The sequence below is a fragment of the Desulforegula conservatrix Mb1Pa genome, assembly GCF_000426225.1.
Taxonomy (GTDB): domain Bacteria; phylum Desulfobacterota; class Desulfobacteria; order Desulfobacterales; family Desulforegulaceae; genus Desulforegula; species Desulforegula conservatrix.
The window spans coordinates 28965-43751 of sequence record NZ_AUEY01000015.1; the positions used below are offsets into that span (position 1 = coordinate 28965).

At 37.0% G+C, this 14787-nt stretch carries 10 protein-coding genes and 1 pseudogene; all 11 read left to right on the forward strand.

The window, feature by feature from the left end:
- Positions 1–77 precede the first annotated feature (77 nt).
- Positions 78–185 (forward strand): annotated as a pseudogene (locus tag K245_RS28535) (addiction module protein); the annotation flags it as partial.
- Between the two features lie 370 nt (positions 186–555).
- Complete coding sequence (gmd, locus tag K245_RS0107805) at positions 556–1641, forward strand: GDP-mannose 4,6-dehydratase (RefSeq protein WP_027358835.1); 1086 nt, start codon at positions 556–558, stop codon at positions 1639–1641.
- A 243-nt stretch (positions 1642–1884) separates the two neighbouring features.
- Positions 1885–2877, forward strand: coding sequence for a GDP-L-fucose synthase (fcl, locus tag K245_RS23580; protein WP_051283972.1), 993 nt, complete (start codon positions 1885–1887; stop codon positions 2875–2877).
- Positions 2878–3412: 535 nt separating this feature from the next.
- Positions 3413–4852, forward strand: a complete 1440-nt coding sequence (locus tag K245_RS0107820) for a sugar transferase (protein ID WP_027358836.1) — start codon at positions 3413–3415, stop codon at positions 4850–4852.
- 392 nt (positions 4853–5244) lie between these two features.
- Positions 5245–5868 carry a hypothetical protein gene (locus K245_RS0107825; RefSeq protein WP_027358837.1) on the forward strand — a complete coding sequence of 208 codons (624 nt, stop codon included), beginning with the start codon at positions 5245–5247 and terminating at the stop codon, positions 5866–5868.
- A gap of 141 nt (positions 5869–6009) precedes the next feature.
- Complete coding sequence (locus tag K245_RS0107830; RefSeq protein ID WP_084156171.1) at positions 6010–7446, forward strand: outer membrane beta-barrel protein; 1437 nt, start codon at positions 6010–6012, stop codon at positions 7444–7446.
- 276 nt (positions 7447–7722) lie between these two features.
- A complete protein-coding gene (locus tag K245_RS0107840) occupies positions 7723–8559 on the forward strand; it encodes a polysaccharide biosynthesis/export family protein (RefSeq protein WP_051283973.1) in 837 nt (278 codons plus the stop codon).
- A gap of 237 nt (positions 8560–8796) precedes the next feature.
- Positions 8797–10968: a GumC family protein gene (locus tag K245_RS0107845; RefSeq protein ID WP_027358841.1), complete on the forward strand. Its 2172-nt coding sequence runs from the start codon at positions 8797–8799 to the stop codon at positions 10966–10968.
- 12 nt (positions 10969–10980) lie between these two features.
- Positions 10981–11682, forward strand: a complete 702-nt coding sequence (locus K245_RS23585; protein ID WP_051283975.1) for a tyrosine-protein phosphatase — start codon at positions 10981–10983, stop codon at positions 11680–11682.
- 1 nt (position 11683) lies between these two features.
- Positions 11684–14011, forward strand: a complete 2328-nt coding sequence (locus K245_RS0107855; RefSeq protein WP_027358842.1) for an O-antigen ligase family protein — start codon at positions 11684–11686, stop codon at positions 14009–14011.
- 21 nt (positions 14012–14032) lie between these two features.
- Positions 14033–14782, forward strand: a complete 750-nt coding sequence (locus K245_RS0107860; RefSeq protein ID WP_027358843.1) for a hypothetical protein — start codon at positions 14033–14035, stop codon at positions 14780–14782.
- The last annotated feature ends 5 nt before the right edge of the window (positions 14783–14787 follow it).

The window sequence follows — 14787 nt, forward strand, 5'->3', positions numbered from 1 at the left end:
AAGATATGTCTATTCAAGAGCAGGCCGTGTTATCACATTGTCTGATTTCAAATCTTGACTAAACTCAGGATGATGAAGTTGACGATGCCTGGGCTGCTATTGCGGAAAAACGTTTTGCACAGATAGAGGCTGGTGAGGTAACTGTTCTCTCATGGGAACAAATTAAAAAAGATATTAGGGGATAAAATGCTGCAAATAGCTTTTCACCCTTTGTTTGATCAGCTCCGTAGGAGCGGCATATTAACTTCACAAATATGTCGCTCCTACGGAGCTAAATCTAAGAATGCTACAATACTACAAATATTTAGCCCCTACGGGGCTTTAATCAAAATATTATCTTGTACGTTTGGTATATCGGCGGCTACTTCAGAGATCAGGGCTACCGAAATTTTTATATTGGCCGGTATGCATTCCCACGCGAGAACGAAAATAATTTAATTATAGAACCATGTCGGATTACGGGCAAAGGACGCCCTAATCCGACCTACGATATAATGATAAAATGGTAGATTGATTCTTATTGGAACCTTAGAAAATATTAGAGTTTAATTCAAAATGAAAAAAGCATTAATCACAGGTGTAACAGGTCAGGACGGAGCGTATCTCTCGGAACTTCTTTTATCAAAAGGGTACGAGGTACACGGTATTAAACGCAGGGCTTCAATGTTCAACACTGGCCGAATTGACCATATATATGAAGATCCACACATAGAAAACAGACATTTTATTCTTCATTACGGCGATCTTACGGACTCAACAAACCTGATAAGAATCATCCAGGAAGTTCAGCCTGACGAAATTTATAATCTTGCTGCCCAGAGCCATGTTCAGGTTTCATTTGAATCGCCGGAGTACACGGCAAACTGTGATGCTCTTGGTACTTTAAGAATTCTAGAGGCATTAAGAATTCTTGGTCTTGAAAAAAAGACAAGGGTTTATCAGGCTTCTACATCCGAGCTTTTCGGAAAGGTTCAGGAAATTCCACAAAAAGAAACAACTCCTTTTTATCCGCGCTCTCCATATGCTGTTGCCAAGATGTATGCTTACTGGATCACCGTAAACTATCGTGAGGCTTATGGAATGTATGCCTGCAATGGCATTCTATTCAACCATGAATCGCCATTGCGAGGAGAGACCTTTGTAACAAGAAAGATTACAAGGGCAATCGCAAGAATAAAGCTGGGCCTACAGGACAAGGTTTATCTTGGAAATCTTGATTCAAAAAGAGATTGGGGACACGCCAGGGATTATGTCGAAATGATGTGGCTCATGCTCCAGCAGGAAACGCCCGAAGATTACGTAATTGCAACCGGTGAGCAGTTTTCGGTTCGTCATTTTATTGAGGCCGCCTGCGAAGAAGTTGGAATAAAGGTGAGATGGGAAGGCACCGGAGTTGATGAAAAGGGCTTTGATGTCGCGACCGGAAATCAGATTGTCGGGGTTGATCCGAGGTATTTCAGGCCAACAGAGGTTGATACCCTGCTTGGAGATCCGATAAAAGCGAAGGAAAAGCTTGGATGGAAGCCAAGAATAACCTTTGAGATGCTTGTTAAGGAAATGATGGCATCTGATTTGAGGGAAGCTGAAAAGGATCATCATTGTAAGATTGGCGGGTTCAGGACTTACAATTATCATGAGTAGCCGGTGTATATACATGGTGTGATATCATTATAGAAATCCCCCCTGCCCCCTTTGAAAGGGTGATTTTTGGACGGAATACGGGGTGCCGTTTAGTTAAGGCTGTCCAATTTGATTGAGATATTCTGCCCTGAAAGGGCAAAAAAATGAGTAGAGACATACTAAAACAAGAGAGGGATAAAACCCCCAGTTTATGACCGTTTTAAATATATATGCAGTATAATTTAGATCAAGGTTAAATAGGTTATGGAAAAAAATTCAAAAATTTATGTGGCAGGGCACAGAGGGCTGGTTGGATCTGCGATTGTTCGCAAGTTGAAATCAGAAGGCTATGCAAATATTATAGTTAGAAAATCAAATGAACTTGACCTTAAGAACCAGACTCAGGTTGATGAGTTCTTTTCAGCTGAAAAGCCTGAATATATATTTCTTGCTGCGGCAAAAGTTGGAGGTATTCATGCCAACAACATCTACCCTGCTGAATTCATTTATGAAAATCTGATGATTCAAAACAATGTCATTCATCAAAGCTACGTTAACAAGGTCAAAAAACTTCTTTTTTTAGGATCATCGTGTATTTATCCTAAATTTGCGCCTCAGCCTATGAAAGAAGATGATCTGCTTACAGGAATGCTTGAGCCGACAAACGAACCTTACGCAATCGCCAAAATATCAGGAATTGAAATGTGCTGGGCATATAACAGGCAATATGGGACAGACTTTATTCCTGTAATGCCTACGAATCTTTATGGCCCAGGTGATAATTTTGATCTTGAAAACGCCCATGTTCTTCCGGCGCTCATAAGAAAATTTCATGAAGCTATGCTATCAAAAGATGATTCAGTAACAGTATGGGGTACAGGGACTCCTAAAAGAGAATTTCTTTACGTCGATGATCTTGCTGATGCCTGCGTATTTGTTATGAAAAAAGATACTTCAGAGTATAAACTTGACAGACCTTTGTTCAATATTGGTACAGGCTCTGATATCTCAATTCTTGAGCTCGCCGAACTTGTTAAAAAAGCCATAGGGTTTAAAGGTGTAATATTATTTGATTCAAGCAAACCAGATGGTACGCCAAGAAAACTAATGGATGTTTCAAAAATCAATAATCTGGGTTGGCAATCGAGCAACTCCCTTGAAAAGGGCATAGAGAAAACATATGCATGGTTCATTGAAAACCAGAGTGAAATCAGAATTGATGGTCTCGCAAAAAGTCAAAAAAAGGCGTCGGCGTAATGCCGGATTTGATCCGGCATCCAATATTTTCAGGCCTGCGCCGGAATAACAATAATTGAATTTTTTGCGACACTGTCAGAATTTAATAAGATATATATAATGAAAACGGGCATAAACCAGAGTTTTTCATTCCTTCTCCCCCGAAGCGGTGGAGAAGGAGTTATTTTGAAAACCTCAACTGAGACCGCGCTCAGCATAGATAAGTTGATTATCCTTTAATCTCGTAATCCACAATGGTCACGAGGTTGGATTACGAGCAAATAACCCTCTAATCCGACCTTCCCCAAAAAAATCCGATTGCTCGGATAAAAAATTAATATCAGTTGCGACTTGCAACCATTAAATAACATTAAAAATATATAATCAATAGCGTTTTTATTCGTAAAAATCTAAACGGCTTTTTAAAGTACTTGACAACAAAAAAACATTCTAATATCTGATAGAAAAAAATTCACGTCATTATATTAACTATAAAAACATGATATCTACTACTATATTAATTATTATTTCAATTTTTTAGCTTAAAGAAATAACTATGCTGAGAGAAAAACAACGTTTTATATCAAGCATGCATAAGCTGCTTGATATTTTCATTACCTGTATTTCGTTTATTTTAGCTGTAATCACAAAAAAGGTTGCATACTCCGATCATTACGCTGGATTCTCAAGTGAAACTTATAGTTTCCTGATCCTCCTGATAATTATTATCTGGTACATAGTTTTTACCTGGGCACCAAATTATATATATTCTGATGAGTTAGGCTGGCTTGATATTTTAACAAATACACTGAAAATCGTTGTGATATCAGCCACCATTCTATCCACAATCTTTTATCTTCTGAAAATTGAGGGTATCAGCAGATTTATTATTGTAACATTTCTATTTTATGATGTTTTACTGCTTTGTATTAGCAAACTGTTCATTGTTAAAATCAGCAAAAAACGTGGTTTCGTCACTGATAATAAAAAGCACATTATCATAGTCGGCACTAAAGAAAGAGCCGTGGATTTAATAAAAGGGATCGAAGAAAAAACACCAAACGATTATGAAATACTTGGCTGCCTCGACACTGGAACTAATAATATTGGTAAATCAATTGTAAACGGCTACAAAATAATAGGTTGCATCCACGATCTGGAGAAACATCTCATAGAAAATATTGTGGATGAAATTGTATTTGCAATACCTTTAAGAATAATTGAAAACGCCGACCTATATATTGCAACAGCAGAAGACATGGGAGTTCATGTTAGAATTATACCGGACTGGCAACTCCATTATCTTATGTATGAACCTGATATCGCGACTATAAAATTTAAGAATCTTGCAGGAACCCCAACAATGTCCCTTCACATGACAACACCAAATGAAGGGGCGCTTTTTTTAAAATCTCTTTTTGATTTTGTCGCGAGCATTATAATACTTCTTATATGCTCACCTTTTTTTCTTATTACATCCATCGCAATCAAACTAAGTTCTCCCGGCCCTGTTTTTTTTAAACAGGAACGACTTGGTCTTCATGGTAGGAAGTTTCATGTATATAAATTCAGAACAATGGTTGAAAACGCCGAAGAACTTAAAGATTCTTTAAAAGACAAAAATGAATCTGATGGACCAGTTTTCAAAATAAAACAAGACCCAAGAATAATTCCGTATATCGGAGCATTCTTAAGAAAAACAAATCTTGATGAGTTACCGCAGCTCATTAATGTTTTAAAAAGAGAAATGAGCCTTGTGGGCCCAAGGCCACCGATAACATCAGAAGTCAATAGCTATGAAATTTGGCACAGGCGAAGACTATCAATGAAGCCTGGAATAACATGTCTGTGGCAGATCGCAAAAAACAGAAACGATATTTCATTTGATAACTGGATAAAACTTGATTTAAAATATATTGATTCATGGTCAATTATCCTTGACTTCAAAATATTAGTCATGACTTTTAACACTGTTTTTTTGAGATCGGGAAGATAGGCTATTGAGTCATTTTAATTGATATGATAACGGAATTCAGAAGGATAACATTGAGAAAATAGCAAAAGTCCGATTTCCGTCGTTCCGGGCATGCCGGAATCCAAAACTGTCTGAAAATACGGGATGCCGAATCAAGCCCGGCATGGTGATAAAACCCTTTTCTGACTGTTTGCGAGATCATCAATATTGATAAAGTCGCATAAAGTTAGATTTCTGTTATTTCGGCGCAGGCCATAATCCAGAAATATCTAATAATATTGGATGCTGGATCAAGTCCGGCATGACGACACCGCCCATTTTTGACTTTTTGCGAGACCATCATTTTTTATTAGACAACAAAAAAGAATTTTTTTTGGCATATTTTTATCAACACAACACAAGAAAGGGCTATCATGCGTATTTTTAAAATTACTTTCGGAATAGTTTTCACATTATTATTTATTGCATCTAATTCTTTTTCTGCCCAGGCTAAACTCGACCCCAAATGGCTATCAGATTTTAAGGCCCAAATTGCTAAAATTGGATTCGAAGAGACATTAAAAGAATATATTAATAAAGGAGAATCAATTTCCTCTATTACAGCCGCAGGATTAGAGATAGGTCAGTCTCCGAGTTCAATTGCAACCATTGTATACAAAAATGTTTCGAACGATAACAAAAATATAGCCATATGCGGTCTTAGCTCTGGTGGTGTATCCAATGATATTCTGTCGCAGGTGTCTTCATTACCTTCGGACGACATTAGCAAAATTACCGAAAAATGTTTCGGAGCTATACCTAATGCCTCAAACAAAATTAAGAAAGATGAAGCCCTCGGTTTTGGAGATGATCCAGGATTGGGCGCAGGTGTAGGCGGTGCGGGTTCTCCAATTTCAGGTCAGATTGGCGGCGGTGGCCTCGGCGGTGGTGGACAAAAATCCGTTAGCCCAGCGACTCCGGCAACACCTGCAATTCCGGGTGGCCCAGGAGGTCCTGCAACACCAGCGACCCCTGCAACGCCAGCAAGACCACAATAATAATGACATCGGTATGGCGTGGACGTTGCTTGACGTAAAAGCGCACGGGAAAGCTTCGCGTACACTATTTTTACGCTATCCATTAATGAGCCATTTTGATGGTCTCGCAAAAAGCCAAAACTATGTGAGCGTCATGTCGGGATGACTGAAATCGGACTTTCTGCAACTCTGCCTATAGTGAGGGTATGTATGAAGGTTAAAATGGCAGATTTTAGTCTAAGTGTTTTTATACAAATCATAATAGTTTTCTCTCATTACCGAGAGATTATTTATAAAGAGTTCATAAGGGACCTATCAATGACTTATAGAGGATTTTTTTTAAAAAAACTTTTTGGTATCATTTGCCTTTGTACCATTGTGATGGCGTCAAATATATTTGCCGAGGAAACCAAGGGAATAAGCGGAGATATTTTTGGTAAGGAATCTGGATATTTTCATCCATTCATATCTTTGTCAGAATCATATAATGACAATATCTATAATACAAAAGACAAAGAAGAGGATTTTATAACTGTTATATCCCCTGGATTATGGTTGGCATTACCAGGGACAAAAGAGTCAATATCAGTTAAAGAAGTATCTGGCAACATACCTGGAGGGCTTATTAACACAAGGTTCAAGGCTGAAACATTTAATAGATATCAGGCATATGCCCTCTATTCCCCTCAATTTGAAATATTTTCGAACAATGATGATGAAAATTCCACGTCTCATCTTGCAGAAGGGGGACTACAATATAATTTAAAAGGTGGGTTAAGCTTCGACATTGTTGATCAATATCTGAAGTCTCATGATTCAAGAGGAGAAGGCGTGTCCACTTCTCTTGATGAATATGAAAACAATCTGGTTGATGGAATGATCTCATATGAGCTGTCCCCTAAAATAATGGTGAGAGCTGGTGGGTCAACATATAATGTGCATTACACAGAAAACAGAAACAGTTACAAAGACAGACAGGATATGGGATTATCCGGATATCTTTTTTACGCCATAATGTCCAAAACATCCATTTATGCTGGCTATGATCATATAGATGTAGATTATGATGATGATACTTCTGAAAATTTATCTGACAGTAATTTGAACAGGTATTTTACTGGAGTTAAATGGGATATAACAGCAAAGTCAAAAGGCAATATAAAGGTAGGATATTTAACCAGAGAATTTGATAAAGATACAGAAAATGACTTTGATGGCTTTATGACCGAAGTTTCACTTGATCATAACTTTACAAGCAGTACCGGGATTTCATGCCGCGGAGCTAAATCGAATCAGGAATCTGATATTGCAGGCAGCAGCTATATAGATTCAACAATGCTCGGATTGGGATATAATCAAAAAATTACGACAAAAATAATGGCAAGTATTGAGCTTAGATGGGAAAATCTGGATTATAATAATATTTCAAGAACAGACGATATATATATGATTTCTCCAAAGATTCAGTATAAATTCACAGATTGGTTGACATCAGATCTGGTTTATTCATATAAAACAAGAGACGCGGAATCTGATACAACAACAAATTACGACTATGAAAACAACACATATATGGTTAAGATCACAGCGGCAATATAATTGATGAAGCAGCAGAAAGCCCAAAAGATCATAATAATAATGTCCGGCATGAAGGACTCGCTAAAAAGTAAATATAAGCGTCAGGGTCATATAGGACTTGATTGGATATCTACTATTTTCAATTGCTTCCGAATTCCGATCATCTCCGGAATAACAGAATGTGATTCTTTTGCAGCCTTGTGATAATTAATCAAAAATATAATACCGGCGCAGGAAAAGTCCTTTAGCTTCCTCCGCCGGTTTTGTGTTAACAAGCATCGTATAAACAGGAAGTGTATGAAAAATAAAACAGAGATAAACCAAGCTATTTTCAATTCAGGAATGATTATTTTTAATTATCTATTTATCTCAATTGCCTTAACCTTTCTGTTGATGGCATCGACGGCATCAGCTAATGATTATGCAATCGGTGGTGGAGACACTCTGAAGGTATCAGTTTACGATCACCCGGATCTTGACTCAAAGGTCAGGGTCAGTGATCAGGGATCAATTATTCTTCCGTTAATCGGCACTGTAAATATCAGTGGCATGACCATTGATAAGGCTACACAAAAGATAGCATCTCTTTATTCAGCCGGATACATTAGAAACCCACAAGTTTCTGTTTTTGTTGAAGAATACAGGAGTCAAAAAGTCACCATTCTTGGTCAGGTCAAAAAACCTGGAGTATATGAACTAAGAGAAACCAACACAATCCTTGAGATGATTTCAAAGGCTGAAGGGCTTATGCCTGAAGCAGGCGAATTTGCCATAATTACCAGAAAAAAGGGTGGCAAAGAAGAAAACATAAAAATCAATATCAAAGAACTAACCGAATCCGGCGACAGCAAGCTTAATGTAATCATACAGGACAGTGATACTATTTTTATATCTAAAGTGGATCTCTTTTATGTCACTGGAGAAGTTGGGCATCCTAACGCTTACAGCTATGAAAAGGATATGACTGTATTAAAAGCCATTACGACGGCAAAAGGTCTGACTCCCAAAGCCTCAACACGATCCATAAAAATAATAAGAAAAATTGAAGATAAAGAAATTGAAATTGAGGATGTCAAACTTGACGATCCAATTTTCCCAGGGGACGTTATAGTTGTTCCTGAAAGTTTCTTTTAATATCCATAAAAAAGCTAACATATACTATAAACGGGCAAAAACTGCGGTTTAGTCTCTCGTGCTTACAACAGGTTTATGTCGGATTACGACCAAAGGACGCTCGAAGCCGACCTACGCTAAAAAACCTTAACCCGAGATAATTAAGGGACTGGACGGAGATGAAGCTTTTTAAAACCATTATTTGTGGCCGTGTACAGTATATAACAACCAATTTTTAATTATTGAGCAGAGTCTTAAATGAATTCGATTGAAAAAGAACTGAACCTACAAGATTATTTGAGAATCATCATAAAAAGACGAAATATCATAATCGTTTTTTTTGTTGTGACATTTATCACGGTGTTTATTGGAACTTTAAAGACGACACCCTTGTACACGGCTACTGCAAAATTAATGATAGAACGTAACGCTTCCGAGCCGCTTAAGGAATATCGGTATAACCTGCCCCAGGACCCCGAATTCCTGGAAACCCAGTTCCAGATCATTACAAGTGCCAATGTATCTAAAAAAGTGGTTGAGATTCTAAAGCTCACAGAAACATATGATCAGTATTTTGACACAAAAAAATCATTTATCAAACAAAGCCTTGCCTCAGTAAAGCAGTATATAAAAAACATCAAAGAATCGCTTTCAAAGAGTGACCATTTAAAACAGGCAGAGCCCCTTTCTCAGGCAGATATCATTGCGGAGGAAATTTCTGAATCAGTCGAAGTTAAGCCTGTCCGAAACAGCAGGATTGTTAGCCTGTCTTTTTCTTCACCCAACCCAATTTTTTCCTCAATAGTAGCCAATACATTCGCAAAGGCTTATAAAGAAACCATTCTTGAAATGAGGATGAGTTCTGAAAACATGACAAGGGAATGGATGGGAAAAAAAGCTGACGAAGAAAGAGCAAAGCTGGAAAAATCTGAAAAAATACTTCAGGACTATTTAAAATCCAAGGATATGATCACAATAGAAAACAAGGCCGGTCTTGTTCCTGAACGTCTTGGAGATCTTAACTCACAGCTCACCAAAGCTGAAAACAAAGAAAATGAAATAAAAGCCGTTTACGACAAAGTAAAACAACTCGGTATTTCAGGCGCAGAATCCATTCCAGATATTATAAATGATACGACTTACAAAGCTCTCAAAGAAGACATAATAAAGGCAGAGCAAAATATGATGGAACTCTCCAATAAATTTGGAGACAAGCATCCTTCGATGATAAAAGCCCAGGCCGATCTGAAAATACTTACTGATAGAAAGAATGAAGAAGTACGAAGAGGCATAAAAACAATAGAAAACAATTATGAGATAGCAAAGTCACAAGTTGAAAGCATCAAGGCAAGCCTTAACGAGACCAAAGTGGAAGCAACAGAACTAAATGAAAAATATATTCAATATAATATCCTGAAAAGAGACGTTGAAACCAACAGACAACTTTATGACGCTCTTATCACAAAAATGAAAGAGAAACAGATAACCGAACAAAGTCAAGGTGTTGAGATTTTTGTTGTTGACTCTGCAAAAACGCCTGAAAAACAATCCAAGCCTAATTTTATTAAAAACATGCTTCTGGCAATTGTACTGGGACTTTTCGGAGGAACAGGAATAGCTTTTTTTATTGAATATCTCGATGATACAATAAAGACATCCGAAGATACTGAAACCCAGACAGGTATTCCGGTTTTAGGATCAATACTTCAAAATATGGATAAAAATCAAAAAACCGAAGGTATAACTTTTTCAGATCCAAGCTCACAGATATCCGAGGGCTACAAGACAGTCAGGGCTTCTCTGCTTTTATCCCACGCAGATTCACCGCCAAAAACGATTCTTGTAACCAGTATGAGCCCGGATGAGGGCAAAACAACAACAGCTTATAATCTTTCTATATCCTTAGCGCTTACAGGTAAAAAAGTAATTATCATAGACGCAGACTTAAGAAGACCGACAATTCATAAAATAGGCAATTTAGTTAATAATGAGGGAGCCAGTGTATATCTTTCAGGAACATCAGAGCTGTTCGGGATACAACAAGGACCCGTTGATGGACTTGATATTATGACATCAGGCCCTGTGCCCCCTAATCCATCCGAACTGCTTGGCTCACAGAGATTCCGGAAACTGCTGACTTTCATGGCTCAAAAATACGATTATGTAATCATTGACTCACCACCTTTACTTGCTGTTTCAGACACACTGATCATAAGCAAGGAAGTTGAAGGAACCATCGTAATTGCAAGATCAGGAAAAACAAAATACGAGGCTCTTATTAAAGGAGTTAAAAGATTTGCCGACATTAACGCAAAACTGCTCGGTATTGTAGTCAACTGTGTGGATATCAAAATTCACAAATATGATTATTATGCCAGTGGATATTATTATTACGGCTCAGGAAATGAAAAAAGCGACTCAGAATCATAGTATATTTTAATAATGATAGACATACATTGTCATATTTTGCCGGGAATTGATGACGGGGCCACAAGCGTTGCCGAATCAATTGAAATGGCTCGCATCGCTTGTAATGACGGGATTAAAGCTATTGTTGCCACACCACATGTTTTCGAGATCAACCCATCTGCTGAGCATATAAAGTCAGAGGTTAAAAGACTCGGCATAGAATTAAAAAATAATGGGTTAAATTTAAAAATAACGTCAGGAGCTGAAATCGCATATCCGGCTACTTTATCAAATCTTGATTCTTATGGGATCAACGGAACCAGAAATATTTTAGTTGAATTCCCCCATAGCTATTTGCCCATCAACGCTGGCTTATATATTAAAGAAATGATTTCAAAAGGCTATTACCCAATAATAGCTCACCCTGAACGCAACCCTGCAGTATTAAAAAGTCCTGACAAAGTATTCGAGCTAATTGAAAAAGGTGCGTCTGTCCAGATTACTTCATCAAGTCTGGCAGGTGATTTTGGCAGGGATGTTCAGGCACTTTCAGTGTATCTGCTAAAGAAAAATGCGGTTCACTTCATTGCCAGCGACTCCCACGGAACAAAAGGAAGAAGACCTGTTATTTCCAATGGATTGAAATATGCTCGTAAATTCCTTAATGAAAAAGAAATATTAAGGCTGGTTTATGAAAATCCTCTAAAAGTATTGGAGGGCAAGAGAGTTTCATAGCATGAACAAAATCTCATATTATCTTATCATTATATGCCTTATAATAGCGCCACTGGCATTTGGTTCTGTTGAAACATGGGCGCTTCTGATTATGGAACTCCTCGTTACACTTTCCGCAGTTTCCTACTCGATATATATAGTCAAAGAAAAACGGACTTTTTATTCAGTTCCAGGCCTTGTTCCGCTTATTCTTCTTTGTGAATTTATTCTTATTCAGATTATCCCGCTCCCCCAGTCTCTGGTAAAAATAATATCTCCTTCGTCCTGGGAGTTATATAGAAGTACAGTCGGAGTATTCGGCAATACCCCGTTTATGACAATATCAGTAAACAAATCTGCCACGATTTCCGAATTCATGAGATTCTCTACATACCTCATATTCTATATTGTATCTGTACAGATTTTTTCAGACAGAAATAATATCAAAAAAGGTGTCAAAACAGTTTCAACCTTTGGGTTTATACTTGCTTTTTCTTCCATATGTCAGCTTTTCCTCAGAAAGGATTATGCTTTATGGCTGAGGTATGTGCCGGATAATGCTATGATCGTCGGCCCTTATGTCTGTCATAATCACTACGCCGGTCTTATGGAGATGATTTTCCCATTGTCTGCGATTCTCTATCTTTATAATAAGCCAACGTTTATTTATGGCAGTTTCAGGGAAAGAATGATTGACTCATGGGGCCGCTCCAAAATGATGGAGTCCCTTAAGTATGCCTTTTTTGCCCTGACAATTGCAGTATCAATTTTTTTAAGCCTTTCACGCGGTGGAATAATAGGACTCGTGTTTGGATCTGTAATACTTTTTTCTCTTTTACAATCCTTTGTTTACAAAAACAAAACCGGATTTATCAACTCAGCTTTTTTTGTGCTTATAGTTGCCTTTATCATAACCTGGTTTGGTTGGGGAGACATCACCAGGAGATTTAACGATATTAAAAATGAAATTGAGGGTTTATCATATTCCAGACTGGCCATATGGCAAGACAGTTTGCCACTTATAAAAGATTTTTTTATGACAGGCAGCGGTTTTGGCACTTATAGGTGGATTTTCCCTGCCTACCTGACATTTCATGGAACAAGAATTGTGGATCATGCCCACAACGATTATCTCGAATTCGCTTCAAATGGCGGAATAATAGCAATAATACTGATAGGGCTTTTTTTGTTTTCAATGATAACAACAGGATTTAAGATTTTGAAAGGCCGAAAAGACAGATATCCTGTAATGGTATGCATAGCGGCTTTTTCAGGTTTAATTTCCATTTTTTTACATTCTGTATTTGATTTTAATATGCAAATTCCAGCCAATGCCCTTTATTTTGTTTTTTTATGCTCTCTTTTTGTTGCAGGCAGCGCCGTCAAGACTAAAAATCATTCTAAAAAATTGACATATCTTACTGAAGCCGGAAAACCATCACCACTTTTATTGCTGGCATTTTCTATAATATTTTTTTTATCTGCCTTATTTATTCACGGCAGAGCTTTAAAATCAGAATATTTATTTTCAAGTATTGAAAACACAGTAATTAATAATTCCACCGAAAAAGAGACCCTTGACAGGCTTTATTCCATCACCGATAAATCCATCAAAACTTTTCCAATTGATTCCAAATATTCAAATGCAGCAGCTAAAATAAAAGTTTTATCTGGTCAAAATAACGAGGCTCTGGACTTGTTTGAAAAGGCTGTTGCCTTAAACCCCGCAGATACGGATATTCTCATGAGAGCTGGCCTTTTGTTTGATATGCTTGGCCAGAAAGATAAAGCCAATCAGTTGCTTGCCGCAGCTGCCAAATACAAAGAGGCAGGATATGATGAACATATGGCATACTCTATGTTCCTCAACGCTAATAATCAAAAAGATAAAGCCATCACTATAATTAAAAAAATATTATCTTTTTATAACGGTGACAAAAAAAAGCAAATTGCTGATCTTGAAAATATATTCGGAATGAAGCTTAATGAAATAAAATCCATTTTGCCTGAACGAGCATCTTACTGGACATCCCTGGCTATTTACAGCGTCTCAAAAAACAGTACAGATCTTGCTGAAAGCGCATTTATAAAATCCCAGGAATGTCCTGACACAAGCCCGGGCACATTTATGGCGTCTGCTGATTATTTTTTGAAAATTGGTAAAAACGATTATGCCCTGCAATCACTTAAAACAGCATCTGAAAAATTCCCTGATGACACCAGAATTTTTGAATTAACTGCCAAACTTTATGAAAATATAGGAATTACATATAGGGCAAATGAAGAGTATAGAAAAATTCTTATGATTGATCCGTCCAATAAAAAAGCGAGATCAAAGCTTGGCTTATAACAAATATTATCTGGAGTAATTATGAGACACATTTATTATCTAATAATAGTGCTGATTATAATAACATTGTCCATTATCGGCATACTTTTAAAAACGAATAATTCTAATATAAATTCTAACGAGATTGCTCTTAAAGTTAATGGACGTACATTCTCAAATGATGAGTTCAGAGGCCTCATAAGCGATAAGCCGCACGACATGACTGACTTCCAGTTTACAAGAATCATTATTGAGAAAGAGCTACTCGTTCAGGAGGCTATGAGGCAAAAAATTCATGAGGAATCTGATTTTAAAAAGCACATAAAAAATTTTTACGAACAATCACTAATAACAGCTTTAATGAACAGAAAAAATAAAGAGTTTAATCCCATTGTAACTGATGATGAAATATCAAAATTTCTTAATAGAATGAATAATCAGGTAGAAATGACAGTATATTCATATAAGGATTTTGATTCTGCAAAGAAAGGGGGTTATCATATAAATGAAAAAAACATAAAAATAGATTTTTCTGATCTCTCCGACACCTTAAAATATTATCTTAGTGAAATTGACCCTGGGCAGACAACTCCCCCGCTTCAAGACGAATATGTTTATCAGGTCATTAAATTAAATGAAATTGATAATTCTTCAATTAGAACTCCAATAAATGACACAATGCGTTCATTCGCTAAAAAAATTATTGAGGATGGGAAAAAGAAAGCCTTGATGGAAAACTGGCAACAGGAAATCAAAAACAAAGCTATGATAGATATTAAAGAATATAAATGAGGATA